At 64.4% G+C, this 18,847-nt stretch carries 16 protein-coding genes and 2 pseudogenes; 11 read left to right on the plus strand and 7 right to left on the minus strand.

Features of this window, described 5'->3' with window-relative positions; all coding sequences use genetic code 11:
• Positions 1-169 precede the first annotated feature (169 nt).
• Positions 170-571, plus strand: a complete 402-nt coding sequence (locus tag BLQ92_RS07415) for a VOC family protein (protein WP_090683055.1) — start codon at positions 170-172, stop codon at positions 569-571.
• A gap of 38 nt (positions 572-609) precedes the next feature.
• On the opposite strand, the gene BLQ92_RS07420 is transcribed toward BLQ92_RS07415, so the two are convergent.
• Complete coding sequence (locus tag BLQ92_RS07420; protein WP_090683057.1) at positions 610-1,335, minus strand: DeoR/GlpR family DNA-binding transcription regulator; 726 nt, start codon at positions 1,333-1,335, stop codon at positions 610-612.
• Between the two features lie 275 nt (positions 1,336-1,610).
• Here BLQ92_RS07420 and BLQ92_RS07425 point away from each other — a divergent pair, with 275 nt between their 5' ends.
• Together BLQ92_RS07425 and BLQ92_RS07430 are read left to right on the plus strand one after the other, a co-directional pair.
• Positions 1,611-2,042, plus strand: a complete 432-nt coding sequence (locus BLQ92_RS07425; protein ID WP_090683058.1) for a DoxX family protein — start codon at positions 1,611-1,613, stop codon at positions 2,040-2,042.
• Positions 2,043-2,081: 39 nt separating this feature from the next.
• Positions 2,082-2,354: a hypothetical protein gene (locus BLQ92_RS07430; RefSeq protein WP_090683060.1), complete on the plus strand. Its 273-nt coding sequence runs from the start codon at positions 2,082-2,084 to the stop codon at positions 2,352-2,354.
• A gap of 100 nt (positions 2,355-2,454) precedes the next feature.
• Here the strand turns inward: BLQ92_RS07430 and BLQ92_RS07435 are convergent, their stop codons facing one another.
• From BLQ92_RS07435 to BLQ92_RS07455, 5 genes are all read right to left on the minus strand, one after another.
• On the minus strand, positions 2,455-3,816 hold the full coding sequence (locus tag BLQ92_RS07435) for an efflux transporter outer membrane subunit (protein ID WP_482051961.1): 1,362 nt from the start codon (positions 3,814-3,816) through the stop codon (positions 2,455-2,457).
• Positions 3,817-3,838: 22 nt separating this feature from the next.
• Complete coding sequence (gene macB, locus BLQ92_RS07440; RefSeq protein ID WP_090683063.1) at positions 3,839-5,800, minus strand: macrolide ABC transporter ATP-binding protein/permease MacB; 1,962 nt, start codon at positions 5,798-5,800, stop codon at positions 3,839-3,841.
• 2 nt (positions 5,801-5,802) lie between these two features.
• Positions 5,803-7,008 (minus strand): macrolide transporter subunit MacA, encoded by a 1,206-nt coding sequence (gene macA, locus BLQ92_RS07445; RefSeq protein ID WP_090683065.1) that lies wholly within the window; start codon positions 7,006-7,008, stop codon positions 5,803-5,805.
• Between the two features lie 332 nt (positions 7,009-7,340).
• Positions 7,341-8,810 carry an MFS transporter gene (locus BLQ92_RS07450; protein ID WP_175772823.1) on the minus strand — a complete coding sequence of 490 codons (1,470 nt, stop codon included), beginning with the start codon at positions 8,808-8,810 and terminating at the stop codon, positions 7,341-7,343.
• A gap of 135 nt (positions 8,811-8,945) precedes the next feature.
• Positions 8,946-10,262, minus strand: a complete 1,317-nt coding sequence (locus tag BLQ92_RS07455; protein WP_090683069.1) for an MFS transporter — start codon at positions 10,260-10,262, stop codon at positions 8,946-8,948.
• Between the two features lie 376 nt (positions 10,263-10,638).
• On the opposite strand from BLQ92_RS07455, the pseudogene BLQ92_RS40585 reads away from it, so the two are divergent.
• From BLQ92_RS40585 to BLQ92_RS07465, 3 genes and pseudogenes are all read left to right on the plus strand, one after another.
• A pseudogene (locus tag BLQ92_RS40585) lies at positions 10,639-10,956 on the plus strand (tyrosine-type recombinase/integrase); the annotation flags it as partial.
• Between the two features lie 33 nt (positions 10,957-10,989).
• A pseudogene (locus BLQ92_RS07460) lies at positions 10,990-12,012 on the plus strand (IS30 family transposase); the annotation flags it as partial.
• Between the two features lie 228 nt (positions 12,013-12,240).
• Entirely contained in the window at positions 12,241-12,978 is a 738-nt protein-coding gene (locus BLQ92_RS07465; RefSeq protein ID WP_090683072.1) for a response regulator transcription factor, read from the plus strand.
• An 87-nt stretch (positions 12,979-13,065) separates the two neighbouring features.
• Here BLQ92_RS07465 and BLQ92_RS07470 read toward each other — a convergent pair whose 3' ends face one another.
• Positions 13,066-13,971, minus strand: a complete 906-nt coding sequence (locus BLQ92_RS07470; RefSeq protein WP_090683074.1) for a dihydrodipicolinate synthase family protein — start codon at positions 13,969-13,971, stop codon at positions 13,066-13,068.
• A 369-nt stretch (positions 13,972-14,340) separates the two neighbouring features.
• Between BLQ92_RS07470 and BLQ92_RS07475 the strand changes: the two genes are divergently transcribed.
• The 5 genes from BLQ92_RS07475 (at position 14,341) to BLQ92_RS07495 (ending at position 18,827) form a co-directional block, all read left to right on the plus strand.
• Positions 14,341-15,300: a 4-hydroxyproline epimerase gene (locus tag BLQ92_RS07475; RefSeq protein WP_090683075.1), complete on the plus strand. Its 960-nt coding sequence runs from the start codon at positions 14,341-14,343 to the stop codon at positions 15,298-15,300.
• Entirely contained in the window at positions 15,297-16,424 is a 1,128-nt protein-coding gene (locus tag BLQ92_RS07480; protein ID WP_090683077.1) for an NAD(P)/FAD-dependent oxidoreductase, read from the plus strand. The genes BLQ92_RS07475 and BLQ92_RS07480 overlap by 4 nt, the downstream gene beginning before the upstream one ends.
• Positions 16,417-16,686 carry a (2Fe-2S)-binding protein gene (locus BLQ92_RS07485; protein ID WP_090683079.1) on the plus strand — a complete coding sequence of 90 codons (270 nt, stop codon included), beginning with the start codon at positions 16,417-16,419 and terminating at the stop codon, positions 16,684-16,686. The genes BLQ92_RS07480 and BLQ92_RS07485 overlap by 8 nt, the downstream gene beginning before the upstream one ends.
• A 2-nt stretch (positions 16,687-16,688) precedes the next feature.
• Positions 16,689-17,972 carry an FAD-dependent oxidoreductase gene (locus tag BLQ92_RS07490; protein WP_090683984.1) on the plus strand — a complete coding sequence of 428 codons (1,284 nt, stop codon included), beginning with the start codon at positions 16,689-16,691 and terminating at the stop codon, positions 17,970-17,972.
• 87 nt (positions 17,973-18,059) lie between these two features.
• On the plus strand, positions 18,060-18,827 hold the full coding sequence (locus BLQ92_RS07495; RefSeq protein ID WP_090683986.1) for an AraC family transcriptional regulator: 768 nt from the start codon (positions 18,060-18,062) through the stop codon (positions 18,825-18,827).
• Positions 18,828-18,847: the final 20 nt, after the last annotated feature.

The following is an 18,847-nucleotide window of genomic DNA, read 5'->3' on the forward strand; positions in this document are numbered from 1 at the left end:
GCCGCCCGCTTTGGGGTATCGCGGTTGCATAAGTTGAGCAGGGTTGGCGGGTAAGGCTGGCGCCGGAAAAATCCGCTACGTGCTATTTTGCGAAGACATCGGCCGTTAGCATTGCGGGCGATGCGGATTGCAATCCATCTCCTCAACCGAAAAGCCATCCCCCACTATCATGAGCTTCTCTGTAGACACCCTCGACCATCTCGTCCTAAACGTAGCGGATGTGGAAGCCAGTGCGCAGTGGTATGTCCGCGTGTTGGGCATGCAGCGCATCGATTTCGAGTCGCGCAGCGGCGTGCGCGTGGCCGTTCACTTCGGCGCGCATAAGATCAATCTGCGCCCCAAGGACTACGACACGGTCGCCTGGTTTACCGCCGTGGCGCCGGTGCCGGGCAGTGCGGATCTATGCTTTGTGACCCAGGCGAATCCCAATGAGGTCAAGGCGCATTGGCTTGCGCTAGGCGTCGAAATCGAAGAGGGCCCGTCGCCGCGCTCCGGTGCACGCGGTCCGATGACCTCGGTCTATTGCCGCGATCCGGACGGCAACCTGATTGAAGTGGCCACGTATCCGTGAGCCGTTGACGAACTAACAAGCAGCGCGCGCCGCGAGACTCATTTACGCCGGCGCATCTCCTGTCCCTTCTCGGTGATGATCGAATCGAAGTCGTCGACCTGCGAGAAGCGCACCGCCTTGACGACGCCAAACTTGCTCGTATCCACCACGAGGTGCCGCTCGACGGCGCTCGCCATGGCCGCCTGCTTGAGCGCGACCTCGTGGAAATTCCAGCACGTGACGCCGCGCGCCTGATCCACACCGCCCGCGGAAATAAACGCCTTGTTGATACCCATGCGGCGCAACATCTCGAGGCTCTCTTCGCCGGCGAACGAGTCCGACGACGGCACGTACACGCCGCCGAGCAGAATCATCCGCACATTCGGTTTGCGCCGCAGGATTTCCGCGACGTTCAGCGAATAACAGACCACCGTGACATGCCGCTCGGTGGGAATCAGCCGGGCGAGCGTGGTGAGCGTGGTGCCGCAATCGATGAAGAGCGTTTCGTTGTCGGAAATCAGTTTCGCGGCGAATGCCGAGGCCTCGGCCTTGGCTTGCGCGAAGTGATCTTTTTCCTGTTCCAGCGAATAGCCGGCGGTGTTCGGCACGTCCGTCGCGCTGACGATATAGCCGCCCAGATAGGTGAACTGTCCGGGGCTCGCGGCGACGTCACGGCGTACCGTCATCTCCGAGACGCCAAGCAGCGCGGCCGCGTCGCGCAGGCGCATCACGTTTTGTCTGGCCAGCGCGTCAGCGAGCGCGCGAAGGCGATCAGTTTTCAGCATGGAAGTCCTGGGGCCCGTGACGCACAGGTGCGTTATATTTTGTTCGAAATCGTGAAAGGATTATAACAAGAGCCGAGGTGTGCGGCGAGCCATCGGTCGAGCAATTGGCTAGCCGATCGGGGGTGTTTTGTAGGAGAAATCTTTCCTGATAGCGGGCTGGTGGGACGTGCTCCTGCTTGGAGAAGTGCGCCATTGGGCATATTCTGACAGGCAATCCCCGGGAACTGACAGGGCGTCGCCCGGTCTTCTCCTTATTCACCTACAGGAGCCTTCCCATGACGCGTCCCGTCGATTCCGGCGTAATCTTCATCGCACGTTTGGCTCTCGCCGTTCTGTTCCTGTGGGGCGGCGTGATGAAACTGCTGGGGTACGCGGGCTTTGTCGGGTATCTGCAGGGCAAGGGCGTGCCGTTCGTGCAGATCGCGGCGCCGCTCGCCACCGCCGTCGAGGCGCTGGGCGGCCTGCTTCTGGTGCTCGGCTTCAAGATTCGCCCGCTCGCGCTCATCATGGCCGTGTACACCGTGGCAACCGCTGTCCTTGGACACGATTTCTGGAATATGACGGACCCGGCCATGCAGCACGACATGGTGATCCACTTCTGGAAGAACATCGGGATCGCCGGTGGTTTTCTGCTGCTGTTCGTGACCGGTGCGGGCGGTATCAGCATTGACGGCGCCCGCGCGCCGCGCAGTGGCTTGCACCGCTGACAAGCTATTTCGATCCAGGGTGTCTGCTAGGAGTCGAGCATGATTCAAAACTTTGAACAATCGATTGGCGGCAAGGCGATGGCCTTTTGCGCGAGTCTCGGCGAAGGGCCGACGCCCCATCGCGTGATCATCAGCCGGGCGGATTCGGCGGAAACACTGGTGATTCTCGACGCCTCAGGCTTCTTGAGTGCGCTCAAGGCGGAGATCGAAGAACCGGCCAAGCTGATCGCCGATGCGATCAGCAAGGTGCAGAGCGAAGGTCTGATCGAGCGCGCGCTCGATTCGGGAGAGATTCAGGAGGCGTCGCTGTAGCGCTGAGAGTGGCGCGGCGCGGCGGCCCGCCCGTGTCAATTCCATAGAGCCTTCGCTTGGCGCTCTGCGATCGCTTCTGCGGCGCGAGCCGCATCGGGCTTTACCCGCCGCCCAGCGCCTTGTACAGCGTCATCCGGTTGTTAAGCCGGTTCAACTGGTTCTGCGCCAGCGCGCTTTGCGCATCGCGCAGCCGCTGCTGCTGGTCGAGCCATGGTTGCACGCCGCTCGCACCCGCCCTGAAGCGCGAGCGCGCGAGTGTTTCCGCCCGCTGTGCCTGGGCGAGCGACAGCACCCGCTGCTCAGCCTCCTGTTCGAGCTGCACGCGGTTGGACAACGCATTCTCCACTTCACCCAGCGCGCCGTAGAGCTTCTGACGGAAGTTGACGACCGCTTCCTCGTACTCCGTCTGCGACACTTTGATCTGCAACTGCATCGTGTTCCACTGGATGAACGGCAGCGCGAGGCCGAGGCCCAGCGTGGCGACGGGATTCTGCAGCACGCGTTCGAGGCTCGCGCTCGAGGTGCCGAGCGAGCCGGTCAGCGAGAAGGTCGGGTAGAAGCTGGTGCGCTTGATCTCGACGTTGGCGAACGATTCGCGCAGCCGAAATTCGCTGGCGCGCAGGTCGGGCCGGCGGCCGAGCAGGTCGGCGGGCAGTCCCGCCTGAACGCCGGGCAGCGGCTGGTCGGGCAGCGCGGTTGGCTTCGCCGCAGCCATCTGCGGCGGACGGTTGAACAGGATCGCGAGCGCATTGCGGCTCTCGGTGCGCTGCTGGATCAATTGGGTTTGTGCGGCGCGCTGCGCCGACAGATTCTGCTCCGCTTGCGCGACGTCGAGCCCCGACACCGCGCCGGCTGCATAGCGCGACTTGACGAGCGCGAGCGTCTGCCCGGCGTACGCGATGTTGGCGTCGCCGAGCGCGATCTGCTGGTTCAGGTAGCCGGTCTGCCAATAGAGCGATGCGGTCGTGCCGATCAACGACAACTTGACCGCTTCGCGATCGGCTTCGGTTGCTTCCACCTCCCAGCGGGCGACGCTGCGTTGCGCCGCAAGCTTGCCCCACAGATCCAGCTCGTAGCTGAGCGAGCCGTTTATGTTGCTGGTCCGGCTCATCTGGTGGGTATCGAGCGTGCGCGAGACGTTGCCGTTCGCGCCGAGCGTGACGTTGGGCGTGAGATTGGTATCGGCGAGTCCGGCCTGAAGCTGCGCGCGATACACGCGAATCGCGGCCGCGGCGAGATCGTTGTTGGTGCTCAGCGCTTCCTCGATCAGGCCGTCGAGCACCGGATCGCCGAAGCTGCGCCACCAGAGCGCGGTGGCGGGCGCGGCCGCCGGCGAGGCGGGCGAGCTCCAGCTCGCGGGCATCTCGACGGGCGGCAGCGGCTGGCCGCGCAAGTTCGCGCAACCGGCGAGGACGGCCGCCGCGCAGGCGAGCGCGACCACGGTGCGTTGGAATCGGGTCATCGGCGTCATCGTGCGAGGTTCCTCAATCGCGCGCGAGCGCATCGATCGGATCGAGCCGCGAGGCGTTGCGGGCCGGCATGAAGCCGAACACAATGCCGATCAGCGTCGAGCATACAAAGGCGGAGACGATCGAGCCGGCTGAGAAGACCATTTTCCATTGGCTGACAAAGAGAGAGAACAGAAAGCTCATGCCGAACGACAGCACGATGCCGATCGCGCCGCCCATCAGGCAGACCAGTACGGCTTCGACAAGAAACTGCTGCATGATGTCGGTCTGCCGCGCGCCCACCGCCATGCGGATGCCGATCTCGCGGGTGCGTTCGGTGACCGACACCAGCATGATGTTCATCACGCCGATCCCGCCGACCACGAGCGAGATCACCGCGATCAACGACAGCAGTAGCGTGAGCGACTGGCCGGTCTTCTGGACCGTCTTCACGACGCTGTCCATGTTGTAGGTGAAAAAATCCTTGCGGCCGTGGCGCTGCTTGATCAGTTTCGTGAGGCTTAGTTCGGCCGCATTGCTAGGCTGGCCGTCGCGCACCCGCACGGTGATGCTGTCGAGGTACCGTTGGCCGAACAGCCGGCCGCTCGCGGTGGTGTAGGGCACCCAGACGTTGAGGCTCTTCACGTCGCCGAACGCACTCTTCTTGTCGGCGGTGATGCCGATCACGACGCACGGCAGGTTGTCGATCAGGATCACTTCGCCGAGCGGGCTCGGGTTCGTGCCGAACAGCTTGCGCCGCGTGTTCTGGTCGATCACGGCCACCTGCGCCTGGCGCCGCACCTCGTCGGGCCCGAAGCCGATGCCGTGTGCCATCTTCATGCCGCGCACCTGGAAGAAGCTGTCGCCGACACCGCTGATCAGCGCGTTGACGTCGATGTTCCGGTAGCGCAGCAGCAGGCTGCGGGAGGTCTCGGGCGTCACGCTGTCGACGTAGTGCTGTTCGCCGAGCACGGCCACATCGGCGGGCACGAGCGTCTGGATCGTGGCGGCATTGGTGTCGCCCCAGTCGGTGCCTGGATAGATGGCGATCGTATTGGTGCCGATGGCGCCGATCTCGTCGAGCATATAGCGCTTCGCGCCTTCGCCGATCGCGACGATCGACACCACCGAGGTGATGCCGATGATGATGCCGAGCATCGTCAGCAGCGTGCGCAGCCGATGCGAAACCAGCGCGACCCACGCCATCTTGAACGCTTCGGCGAAGCGGCCGAAGCCGGCCGACAGGCGGTGCGTGCGGCGAGACGCGGCGCTGCTCTCGGCCGCCTCCGATCCGCCGTCCTCGTCGCCGCGCAGGTTGCGGCGGTCGCGGACGATTTCGCCGTCGCTGATCTCGATGATGCGCCGCGCGTGCGCTGCCACGTGCTCGTCGTGCGTGACGATGATCACGGTATGGCCGAGCGCGTTCAGTTCGCGCAGGATGCGGATCACGTCCTGGCCGCTTTTCGTATCGAGCGCGCCCGTTGGTTCGTCGGCGAGGATCACTTCGCCGCCGTTCATCAGGGCGCGGGCGATACTCACGCGCTGCTGCTGGCCGCCCGATAGCTGGCTCGGCCGGTGGCCGGCGCGCTCGGTAAGGCCGAGACGCGCGAGCAGTTGTTCGGCCCGCTCGCGTCGCTCGGCATGCGTGCTGCCCGCGTAGACGGCGGGCATTTCGACGTTGCCCGCAGCCGTGAGGTGCGGCAGCAAGTGGTAGCGCTGGAAGATGAAGCCGAAGTGCTCGCGGCGTAACTGCGCGAGTTCGTCGCCCGTCAGCTCGCCGGTTTCGCGCCCGCCCACCTTGTAGCTGCCTTCGCTCGGATGATCGAGGCAGCCGAGGATGTTCATCAGCGTCGATTTCCCCGAGCCCGACGCGCCGATGATCGCGACGATCTCGCCCGCCTCGATGGTGAGATTGACGTCCTTCAGCACCACGACGTCCTTGTCGCCCGCGGGAAAGCGGCGCGTGACGTTCGTCAGTTGCAGCAACGGTTGCGACATCGTCAGATCCCCGCGTCGGACCCGGCGGTTCCGCCCCCGGCCTCGGCCATCTCGGAGGCTTCGCCGATGATGACGCGCTCGCCTTCCTTGAGGCCCGCCAGCACTTCCACGTTCACGTTGTTGTTGATGCCTGCGCGCACATTGCGGGTGTCGACCCGGTTGTCGCGGTCGAGCACGCGCACCGGGTAGGTGCCGTCCTTGTTCTTGTCGCCGAGCGCCGCGACCGGGATGCTGAGCGCGTTGCGCGCGGTGCCGAGCAGCACGTTGACCTGCGCCGTCATCGAAATGCGCAGAAGGTGGCCCGGATTCGGCACCTCGAACAGCGCGTTGTAGAACACCGCCGTGTTCGATTTTGCCGACCCGCTGCTCATGCCGCCCATACTGCCTTGCATGTCGAGGAAGTTTTGCGGCGCGGGCTCGATCGCTCGCAACTCGCCGTAATAGCGCTTGTCGGCCTCGCCGAGAATCGTGAAGTACGTGGTCTGGCCGGGATGGATGCGGATCACGTCCGCTTCGGACACCTGCGCTTTTACCGTCATCGTGTCGAGATCGGCGAGCTTGAGGATCACGGGTGCCTGTTGTTGCGCGATCACGGTCTGGCCTTCCTGCGTCACGATCGCGACCACTTCGCCGTCCATCGGCGCGACGATGCGCGTATAGCCGAGGTTTGCCTGGGCGGTCTCGATCTGGATGCGGGCGGCGCGGATCTGCGCGTCGAACGAGGCGATGCTCGCGCGCTGTACCTCGAGATTGGCCTGTGCGGCTTCGTAGTCCTGCCGCGAGGTGGAGTCGTCGGGCAGCATCTGCTGCTGGCGCTTGAACGCGAGTTCGGCCTGGACCAACTGGGCGGCCGCCGAGCGCTTCTGCGCGATCAGATTCTGTTCGTTGGCCTCGGCCTGACGCAGCGCGTTCTCCGAGATGACGGGGTCGATCTCGGCGAGCCACTGGCCCTTCGCCACCTTGTCGCCGAGCTTGACCTTGAGCGACTTCAACTGCCCGGACACCTGCGCGCCGACGTCCACCTGCTGGAACGCCTGCAAGGTGCCCGTGGCGAGCACGGCGTTTTCCAGATCGGCGCGGGTGACCTTCGCACTGAGGTATTGCGGACCCTTGTCCCTGGAAAAGAAATGCAGGTAGAGCGTGACAAGCAGGATCAGCGCGGCAAAACCGGCCACGACGCCGATCCAGCGGCGTTGACTTTTTTTCATGGGATAGCGTGTGGTCCGGATGAGTGACCGGATTGTAATGAAATCGCAAGAATGGTGTTGGAATACAGAAGGGTCTGGCAGTTCCACTGGCAGACAAAACTCGTCAACTTTTCGACAAATAATGACAAGTCGCGGTGAGGATGGGGCGCCGTGTCGCGATGAGAAACGTGCTTGGCGGTCCTGGTAGCAGAGCAGCTTCCGAAAGCGGGAGACGTGGGGACGATTGTCTTCGCTGCTCATGACGCTGGACGCACGAGCTCCATTCACAAAGCACAACGCCCACGCAGCGTAGGCCGCATGGGCGTTGTATTTCTTAGGGCTTTTCTCTTGCTTTAAGTGCGTTCGGTGGCCGGTATAGGCTTCAACGCACGCTTGCTGGCCTCCTCAGGTTGCTGCGCATGCGGTTCCGGATGGACGAGGCACGCCAGCACGAGTGCGGTGAGCAGTAGGCCCGCGGAGATCGCCGTGGCCGCTTGCATGCCGAACACGATATGCGCTGCGCCTGCTCCGCTCACCAGCGCACCGAACGCCGCCACGCCTACCGCGCCGCCTGCTTGCCGCGCGGTGTTCAGAACCGCGGATGCCGTGCCGCCACGCTGCCGTTCGACCGAGGCGAGGACGGCAGTGGTCATGGCCGGCACCGCCAGGCCCATGCCGGACGGAATCAGCAGGAACGGCAGCAGCAGTCCGATCAGCGGTGTGGCCGCACCCACCAGGTGCAGCAGTCCATAGCCGATACCAGCGGTCAGCGCGCCGCAGATCATCGGCACCCGCACGCCATAGCGCCCGACCACCCAGCCGCTGAGCACGTTCGACACAAGGAACCCACCCGTCAGCGGCAGGAACGCGAGTCCGGCCTGCAGCGGCGTGTAACCGCGCACGTGCTGCAAATACAGGCTCAACACGAACACCATGCCGTAGTACGTCAGGTTCACACAGATGCCGAACAACACGGCCGCGCTGAACGTGCGCTTGCGGAACAGGGAGAGCGGCATCATCGGCGCGGCGACGCGGGCTTCGGTCAGCACGAAGGCAATCCCTGCGATCAGCGCAAGCCCAAAGCCGCCCGCGACAAGCGGATCGGTGAGGCCGAGCGGACGCCATTCGATCACGGCGCCGGTAAAGGCGGTCAGCGCGACGATGGCGAGGCACTGACCCGGCAGGTCGATACTGCGCGCCGGTTGCGCGGGGCTTGCCGGGGACTCTGCGTGTGCCGCGCGGGGCGAAGGAACGTACGCAAAGGTGGCGAGCAGGCCGGCTGCGCACAACGGCAGATTGACGAGGAAGATACTGCGCCAGCCGAAGGCGGCGATCAGCAGACCGCCGACCACCGGACCGGCCGCGATGGAAATGGCGCCGGCGGCGGTCCACAGACCCACGGCGCGCGCCCGCAGTTTCGGATCGTGTCCGCATGCCTGATTAAGCAAGGCCAGCGAGTTTGGCAGCATCGCTGCAGCACCGATGCCCTGCAGCGCACGCGCCGCGACTAGCGTGGCGCCGTTGAGCGCGAGTCCGCAGGCCAGTGAGGCGAGCGCGAAGATCACGATACCGCCGGCGTACATGCGGCGTGCGCCGAGCCGGTCGCCGAGCACGCCAGCGGACAGCATCAGCACTGCGAAGGCGAGGGCGTAGGCGTCGACGATCCATTGCAGGCCTGCGACGCTCGCGTGCAGGTCCGCGCCGATCTTGGCGAGCGCAATGTTGACGATGGTCACGTCGAGTTGCGTGACGACGAACCCGACGCTGACCGTCGCGACGAGGCGAGCGATGGCGGGGGTGAAGGGGGCGGTGGTCGTTTTCATGAGACCCATAGTAGCCCCGCCGGGTACCCGACGTTTCGGTGCGTCGTGAAGTGTCGATGTGCGGGGAGTCGGAGGGGCGTCTATTACTTGCTGGCCCGATTAGCTCACCGACCCGCCCCCGCGATTAGCCCCCGATTAGCGGCCCGACGCTTGCGCCTGCGGCGCATCCTTGATGAAGAAAGTGGTCAAGGCTCCCACCATGCACACGGCGCCGACATACAGCGCAGGCGCCATCGGATTCGACTTCATCATCAGCGACACGACGATCGGCGTGAGGCCGCCGAACACGGCATAGGCGACGTTATATGAGAACGAGATGCCCGAGAAGCGCACCGCGGCCGGAAACGCCTTCACCATCACGAACGGCACGGCGCCGATCACGCCGACAAGGAACCCCGTCAACGCATACAGCGGCAGGAGCTTGGAGGGATCGACGGCGAGTTGCGCGAACATCACGTAGTACGACGCGGCCAATGCAAAGCCGCCGATAAACAGCGTGCGCCCCGCGCCGATGCGTCCCGCGATCGAGCCGGCCACCACGCAGCCGAGCGTCAGGCACAGCGTCGCCACGCCGTTGGCCAGCAGGGCCGTCGCAGGGGCGATATGGAATTGCTTTTGCAGCAGCGTCGGCGTCATCAGGATCACGACGACGATTGCAGCGGACAGCATCCACGTCAGCAGCATCGACACGATGACCGCGCGGCCATGGTCGCGCAGCACCGCTTTCAACGGAATCTCCGCCGCAAGCGACTTGCGTTGCTTCAGCTCGGCGAACACCGGTGTTTCATGCAGCCAGCGGCGCAGGTAAACCGAGAACAGGCCGAACACGCCGCCGAGCAGGAACGGAACCCGCCAGGCAAAGGCGGTGATCTCCGCCGGCGCGAAATGGCGGTTGACACCGGAGGCGACCAGCGAGCCGAGCAGAATGCCGGCGGTCAGCCCAGCCGTGAGGGTGCCGCAGGCATAGCCGACGTGACGCTGCGGCACATGTTCCGAGACGAACACCCACGCGCCCGGCACTTCGCCGCCCACTGCCGCGCCTTGCAGCACGCGCAGCACCAGCAGCAGTACCGGCGCCAGCAGGCCGATGCTGGCGTAGGTGGGCAGGAGGCCCATCAACAGCGTCGGCACCGACATCAGCAGCACGCTCAGCGTGAACATGCGCTTGCGGCCGAGCAGGTCGCCGAAGTGCGCCATGATGATGCCGCCCAGCGGCCGCGCCAGATAGCCGGCGGCGAAGATGCCGAAGGTCTGCAACTGGCGCAGCCAGTCGGGGATCGCCTGCGGGAAGAACAATTGTCCGATCGCCGGGGCGAAGAACACGAAGATGATGAAGTCGTAGAACTCCAGCGCGCCGCCGAGGGCGGCAAGGCCGAGCGTTTTGTAGTCGCTCGCCCCGAGGGTGCGTGGGGTGACAGCCTGCTGTGCTCCACCCAGATTTGTTGCTTGCATTGCTATGTCGTTTTATTGAATGGAAAGCCACGCTTGGTGCGTGGAATGCGGCGGTCGTCGGGCGAGAAGTGCGAAGCGCTGGGTAGAGCACGGAACACGGGCGCGCTTGCCGGGATACGGCCGGCGCGATGACGACAAACCATTGATTCTATCAGCCTCAAATGTGCCGTTCTGCGTCGGTAGGACTCGCAGAGGACGCAATGGGCACTATCTCGAAGAAAATTGCTAAAAATGGGGCCGCAGCATATCAGGCGAAATGCAGGCGAAAAGGCTTCCCGACTCAATCGAAAACCTTCCACGAGCTCAAGGACGCGAAGACGTATATCAGAGCCACGGAGCGGGCGTTCGACCTCGGGGAGATACCGTAGGGCGCGAGATGAACTTGCTATTCGGGGCAATCAATAAGGCGAGGGCAGAATGGGGCTGCTCTCAGATACCCGATTGTAAGGTCACGCGTCCGAAGGCCCCGCCGCACAGAGACCGGGTTCTATCAGACGAGGAGGAAGTCATCTTGGTCGCTGCCGCGCGGGCCAATTCGAACGAGTATCTAGCTCCGGTGATCGAATGGGCGCTTGCGACCGCGATGCGCGCTGGTGAGATCGTCAACCTGCTGTGGTCGGATATTGATTGGAAGAAGCGTACTTGCCGCGTGAGGGAGGCGAAGAACGGGACGCCTCGTAACGTGCCGCTACGCCAGTTCCTCGGCAATCGCTTTCACTGGCGCGATCGGCTTGAGTATCGGGCTTCGGTTGCGCAGTGGAAGGCGGAACTGGTTGCCCAAAGACCTAAACCGTCGAAACTGGTGACTAACCCACGGCTGCACCACTACGTGCAAGACCGTTTGGAGGGCAAGGTTCGCGACGCTGATGGCCGTGAGATTGCTGGGCCTCGGCAAGCGCCGTTCAAAGGGAGAAACAAGCCGCATCGCGGTGACCGTAAATGGGTTAATGGCTGGTCGCCCGAACAGATTTCCAAACGGCTGCAGTTCGACTTCCCGGATGACGAATCTATGCGCATCTCTCACGAAGCAATTTACCAGGCTCTCTATATCCAGAGCCGAGGCGCCCTCAAGCGTGAACTGGTCAGCTGTCTTCGCACAGGGCGGGCGTTGCGCGTACCGAGGGCCAGGGCACAAGCCAAGGCCTGGGCGCACGTTAGCGAGGATGTGATGATTTCCAGTCGGCCTGCAGAAGTGCAGGATCGTGCTGTGCCAGGCCATTGGGAGGGTGACCTGATCATCGGCCTGAACCGATCTGCTATTGGGACGCTGGTGGAGAGATCAAGCCGTTTTACCATGCTCGTGCACCTGCCTCGGGAGAAAGGCTATGGGTTGACTCCCCGGACGAAGAATGGTCCCGCGCTGGCTGGCTACGGAGCTGTCACGATGGCCAATGCGCTCAAGAAGACCGTGACTGACATGCCCGCCCTGTTGTGGCAGTCATTGACTTGGGATCGTGGCAAGGAACTATCCGATCACGCCCGCTTCACCGTTGAATCCGGGGTAAAGGTATTCTTCGCCGACCCGCACAGTCCATGGCAGCGTGGCACGAACGAGAACACGAACGGCCTTCTGCGACAATACTTTCCAAAGGGCACAGACCTATCCAGGTGGAGCGCTCGAGAGATCCAGGCCGTTGCCAATGCACTGAATACCAGGCCCCGGAAAACGCTTGGTTGGAAGACTCCTGCCGAAGCTCTGGACGAGTATCTAAAATCTGTTCAACAATCTAGTGTTGCGACGACCGGTTGAATCCGCCCTGGTAGCGTGGGTCGCGTTGCGGAGCGCTCACGTTTCCATTCACCGAACGTGAGCAGCAAAGCGGCCAGCGTACGTAATGCGCAACGCATGCCTACGTGGGAACTTGAAGCTCGTCTGTCGGACGACGCCGATCGACGAGTAAATTAGGACTGCTCCTATGTGACGGCGGCAGAGCGACTCCCAGAATCGCCTCCGACCTATCAGTTGAGAGCCATCCTCATGCGTATTGCCATCCTTCAGCGCGACCCTCTGCAGCGCCAGTTGATCGAAAAGATCCTGGAGCAGGCGGGTCATAGCTGCCTGACTTACGACGACGGACTGAGCATGTCGAAGGCGCTAGCCTGTTCGACTGTCGATCTGCTTGTACTCGACTGGAACGGCGTGCGCCTGTCCGGCGCCGACGTGTTGAAAGCGGTGCGCTCCGTGGGCGGCGACCGGATGCCGGTGGTCTTCGCTTCGCGCGACACCTCCGAGGAGAGCGCGGTCCGCGCATTCCTCGCCGGCGCGGACGACTACGTGCTGTTGCCGGTGCGCCCGGCCGAGTTCCGCGAACGCATCGCCGCGTTGCTGCGGCGGGCTTACCCGGACCGGCACGGCGTCGCAAATTTCGATGTCGGTCCGTACCACTTCGACGGGCGTCGCCAGCTCGTCACATTGCGTGGTGTGCCGGTGCCGTTGTCAGGCACGCAGTATCGTCTGGCGTCGTTGTTCTTCGCCAATATCGGCCGCGTGCTGTCGCGCGATCACATCTTCGCGATGGTGTGGGGCCGCGAATTCCGCGAGTTCACCCGCACCATCGACAGTCACGTGTCGCGCCTGCGCCTGCTGCTTGAGATCGGTGAGGAAAACGGCTTTCGTCTGCAGCCGGTCTATAAGAGCGGTTATCGTTTGCTGAGCCTGCACGATGGCGCGCAGATCAAGAAAGAGTTGCCGAGACCTCGTCTTGCGGTTGCGTGAGCCGCAAGAGCGGCTCTCCTAGATCCACCGGCGTGACTTTCCCAGGTCCGCCGGCACGATTATTCCAGATCCGCCAGCGCCGCTCGTTTATAGCTTCGGCAGCGCAGGGCGCGTTTCGAGCGAATGGCGAATCAGCGCTTCGACCGCCTTGCGCTCGTCGCCCACGAGCGGCAAACGCGGCGGCCGTACCGGCTCGGTGCCGAGTCCCACCATCGCCTCGGCGAGCTTGATGTTCTGCACCAGCTTCGGCGAGACATCGAGTGCAAGCAGCGGCGCAAACCAACGGTAAATCGCGCGAGCCTCTTCCACGCGTCCTGCCTTGATGAGCTTGTAGATCGCCACGGTCTCATGCGGAAACGCGCATACGAGGCCGGCCACCCAGCCGTGTGCGCCCATCAGGACCGCTTCCATGGCGAGGTTGTCCACGCCGCACAGAATCGCGTAACGGTCGCCGACCACGTTGATCAGATCCGTGACGCGGCGTACGTCGCCACAGGATTCCTTGATCGCAACGATCTTCTTTTCGTCGGCCAGGTCCGCGAACATGTCGGGCGTCGTATCGACGCCGTACGCGAGCGGGTTGTTGTAGATCATCAGCGGCAGGGCGCTGGCGTCGGCGACGCTACGGAAATGCTGCAGCGTCTCGCGCCGGTCCGACAGATAGCGCAAGCCCGGCAACACCATATAGCCTGCCGCGCCATGCTTCACGCCGGCTTCGGCCTGGCGGCATGCGTCGAGCGTGCTGTTTTCAGCGATCGTCAGCAGCACCGGCACGCGGCCCTTGGCGGCGTCCACGGCGATATCGAGCACTTCCAGCTTTTCGTCGAGCGACAGCGTCGAGGCTTCGCCGAGCGAGCCGCATACGATGATCCCGTCCACGCCAGCGTCGATCTGCGCTTCAATGTTCTTCCCGGTCCATGCGCGGTCTATGCTGAAATCCGCGTTGAACTTGGTGGTGACTGCAGGCAATACGCCTTCCCAGATATGTGCCACGGCTTCTCTCCTGAGTGTGATGAGTTGCTCGCAGTGTAAGCAGGGAAAATGCCGCCGTCTTGCGCTAACGACGCGTGCTGGATGACGATTTCAGCATAGGCGATGTGCAGGGGTGTCGTCGGAAAGTCCTCGTATGCCGTTTGGATAAGGCTTTCCTGCGACATTTTTGCTGCTAAGGGCACAGCGCTGCGGAAGTTATTTCCTGGCATATGGGCGCCTGGCCGGTAGGACGTCGCACGGATGCCGTGTGCGTCCTGCGCCGGGAGTGCTCTGGTGTCCTGCTGGCGCATTCTCGACTATGCTGAAATCGTCACATTCCGCGCTGAATGATGCCAAGACTGGCCGTCCTGCCGTTCCTAACATTACGGCATGAAAACCTTGAACGTGATTGATTCGCACACCGGCGGTGAACCGACCCGCCTGGTTGTGTCCGGTGGCCCCGATCTCGGCAACGGGACGCTGGCCGAGCGGCTCGACGTGTTTCGCACGCGTTTCGACGACTGGCGCGCCGGCATCGTCACCGAGCCGCGCGGTTCGGACGTGGTGGTCGGCGCGTTGCTGTGCGAGCCGGACCACGCGGATTGCGCGGCCGGCGTGATCTTCTTCAATAACGTCGGCTACCTCGGCATGTGCGGTCACGGCACCATCGGGCTGGTGGTGTCGCTTGCCCATATGGGACGCATCGGTCCGGGGCAGCATCGCATCGAGACGCCGGTCGGCATCGTCGAGGCCACGCTCAATCCGGATGGCAGCGTCGCGGTGCGCAACGTGCCGGCCTATCGTTACCGCCAGGCGGTGAGTGTCGACGTGCCGGGTTACGGCGTGCTGACCGGCGATATCGCCTGGGGTGGCAACTGGTTTTTCCTCGTCGCCGAGCACGGCCACACGCTCGAAGCGCGCCATATTCCCGAGTTGACCACCTTCAGTTCGGCGATCCGCGACGCGCTGACCGCCCAGCACATCACCGGCGCGGACCGCGCGCTGATCGACCATATCGAGCTGTTCGCTCCCGGTTCGCGCGACGGGATCGATAGCCGCAGCTTCGTGCTGTGCCCCGGCAATGCCTACGACCGTTCGCCGTGCGGCACCGGCACCAGCGCCAAAGTGGCGTGTCTTGCCGCGGACGGCAAGCTTGCGGAAGGGGCAGTGTGGCGGCAGGAGAGCATTATCGGCAGTGTGTTCGAAGCCACCTACCGGCACGTGGTTGACGCTAGCGGCGAGCGCATGAGCGTCGTGCCGACCATCACGGGTCATGCGCACATCATGGCGGAAGGGCGTCTGTGTTTCGACGAGCGCGATCCGTTTGCATGGGGTCTGCGCACGGCATGATGGCAGATGTGCTTATCGTCGGCGCGGGGATTGTCGGTGCTGCATGCGCAGCGGAACTGGCCGCGCGTGGCATGCGGGTGGAGGTGCTGGAGCGCAACGGCATAGGCGGTGGCGCGACCGCGGCCGGCATGGGGCACATTGTCGTGATGAACGACTCGCCCGCCGAGTTCGCGCTGAGCGCCTATTCGCGCGAACTGTGGCTCGACCTCGCGCCGCAATTGCGCGAGCGCGACGCCTTCGCGCGCTGCGGCACGCTGTGGGTCGCGGCTGACGATGAAGAATGGCAAGCCGCCCGCGCCATGCACCAGGCGTTTGTTGTGCGAGGCGTGGCGGCACAGTTGCTCGATAGCGCGGCGCTGCGAGCTTGCGAGCCGGCGCTTGCGCAGGGCATGGCGGGCGGCCTGCGCATCGAACACGACAGCATCGTCTACGCACCGACTGCAGCCGAATGGTTGCTGACGCAATCGCCTGCGGCCAACCATATCCGCGTACGGCTCGAAACGGAGGTGGCCGCCGTCGATGCGCATGGCGTGACGCTTGCCAATGGCGAGCGCAAAACGGCGGCCCATGTGATCGTGGCAAACGGGATTGCCGCGCGGACGCTGGTGCCGTCGCTGCCGCTTCAGCCGAAGAAGGGCCATCTGCTGATCACCGATCGCTACCCCGGTTTGATTCAACATCAACTGCTCGAACTCGGCTACATCAAAAGCGCCCATCATGCGGCGGGCACCTCGGTGGCCTTCAATGCGCAGCCGCGGCCGACCGGCCAGTTGTTGATCGGCTCGTCGCGCCAGTTCGAGACGACCGATCCCGCCGTCGATATGCCTGTGCTCGCGCAGATGCTGCGGCGGGCCGCACGCTATCTGCCGGCCTTGCCGACGCTCAACGGGATTCGCGCCTGGACCGGCTTTCGCGCAGCCACGCCGGATGGCTTGCCGCTCATTGGCCGCATGGATGACGCTGCGCCTGGCCCGTGGCTGGCCGTTGGACACGAGGGGCTTGGCGTGACCACCTCGCTTGCGACGGCGAAGCTGCTCGCAGCGCAGATCACGGGGGGCGCGGCGCCGATTCCATTAGAACCGTATTTGCCGCAGCGTTTCGCGTTGGGAGCCTGCCATGTCTAGTCGTCGCGCGAACGAACGGATCCGCGTGACGATCGACGCTCGCACTTTAGAGGTCGAGGCCGGCACCCTGGTCGTGGCTGCGCTGGCGCTAGCGGGCTTGCGCGGCACGCGCACCTCCGTCAGCGGACAACCACGTACCGCCTTGTGCGGCATGGGTGTTTGCCAGGAGTGCCGCGTCACTATCGACGGCCGCGCGCATGCGCTGGCCTGCCAGACCGTCTGTCGCGATGGCCAGGTCATTCAGACGACGGGGGCCGTGTGAGCGTGAATCAACACTATGACGTCGTGGTGGTGGGCGCAGGGCCGGCCGGGTTGAATGCCGCGCGTGCCGCGGCGCAGGCCGGCGCGCGGGTTGCCGTGCTCGACGACAACCCGCGGGTTGGCGGCCAGATCTGGCGGCAAGGACCTGGACATGCGCCGAAGGCACCGTTGCGCGAGGTCCACGCCGCACTACAGGCGTATCCGAATGTCGCGGTTTGGTCCTCGGTGCGCGTGGTGGCGCCGTTGGCGGGGCGGGCGTTGCTGCTGGAGTCGGCTGAGCACGGCGGCATGCGCATCGGCTACGGCCAACTGATCCTGGCGACCGGCGCCCGCGAGCGCTTGTTGCCGTTCGCCGGCTGGACGCTGCCCGGCGTGACCGGAGCCGGCGCGCTGCAGGCGTTGATCAAGGGCGGCACGCCGGTGCGCGAGGAGCGGATTGTGATTGCCGGTAGCGGGCCACTGCTGTTGGCATCGCTGGCTACCGCGCGGGCTGCCGGAGCCGAGGTGGTCGCGGTGATCGAGCAGGCCCCGGCGGCCTCGCTGGCGCGTTTCACCGCATCGCTCGTGGCGACGCCTTCGAAGCTGATGCAGGCAGCTCAACTGACGCGCGGATTCGTTGGGCTGCGTTACTGGAGCGATAGCGTGGTGCGCGAGGCGCGTGGCGCCGGCCGGGTCGAACAGGTGACGATCCTGCGCGGCGGGCGCGAGGTGACGCTTGCTTGCGACCGTGTTGCATGCGGCTATGGTCTGGTGCCGAACGTCACGCTTGCGCAAGCGCTCGGCTGTGCGCTCGACGAACGCGGCGCTGTGCGGGTGGACGACACGCAGCGGACGTCGGTAGAGGGCGTGCTTGCTGCCGGAGAATGTACTGGCGTCGGCGGGATGGAGCTGGCGCGTACCGAAGGCGCAATCGCGGGATGGGTGGCGAACGGCGCGCCGCACGACTTGACCACGCTGCGCGCGCAACGCTCGCGTTGGCAGCGCTTTGCCGAGCGCGTCGACACGGCGTTCGCGCTAGGCGCCGCGGCCCGGGCGCTGCCGCCCGCGGACACGCTACTGTGCCGTTGCGAAGACGTGACGATCGGAGACGTACAAGCCTATCCGCATTGGCGCGATGCGAAACTGCACACCCGTTGCGGCATGGGCGCATGCCAGGGGCGGATCTGCGGGACGGCTGCCAGCACCTACTTCGGCTGGCCAGCGGCGCAGCCGCGTCCGCCGTTCCAGCCGGCGCAGATTGCCACGCTGATCGAGGCAGGCGAATCCGCCTCGGTGCAGGCACAGTGAGCCCATGCCGCTGATTTCTACATAGCCGCACGCGGCCCTATAATCGACCGCACAAGACCACTGCATCAGATGCACGGGACACGCAACATGAACACGCTGGCTCACCCGCTCGACCCGGCCGATGCCACGCTGACGGGCATGCTCTCGCATTTCACGCTGCTCGAGCCCGTCTTCGATGCGATGCCGGACGTCGTGTTTTTCGTCAAGGACGTCCACGCGCGCTACGCGTTGGTGAACCGCACGCTGGCTTCGCGCTGCGGCTACAAGGACAAGACGGCGCTGCTCGGCAAGACCGCCGAGGACGTGTTCCCGCGCCGCTTCGGGCGCATCTACACGGCGCAGGACAAGGCGATCATCCACGTCGGCAACCAGATGGTCGATCAACTGGAGCTGCATCTCTATCCCGGACGGCAACCGGGCTGGTGCCTGACCTGCAAGCAGCCGCTGCGCGATCCGGCGGGCCAGGTGGTGGGACTGGCGGGAATTTCGCGCGATCTGAAAGCGGACGAGGGCAGCCATCCTGCCTATAGCCGGCTTGCGGCGGTCGTGCAGTACATTCAGGACAATTACGTGCAGCCGCTGAATCTGAAGCAACTGGCGGCGATGGCGGATATGTCGGTGGCGCAGCTCGAGCGCTACTTTCACAAGGTGTTTCATCTCACGCCGCGCCAGGTGCTGCTGAAGACGCGGCTGGATGCGGCCACCGCGCTGCTGGTGTCGCACGACAAGGTCACGGACGTGGCCGCGCTATGCGGCTATACGGATCACAGCGCGTTCACCCGCCAGTTCAAGGCTACCGTCGGCATCACGCCGACCGAGTACCGCATGCTGCTGCATGGGACCACGGCCGGCTAACCTGGCAACTGAGATGGCAA

Source organism: Paraburkholderia phenazinium (assembly GCF_900100735.1).
Classification (GTDB): Bacteria; Pseudomonadota; Gammaproteobacteria; order Burkholderiales; family Burkholderiaceae; genus Paraburkholderia; species Paraburkholderia phenazinia.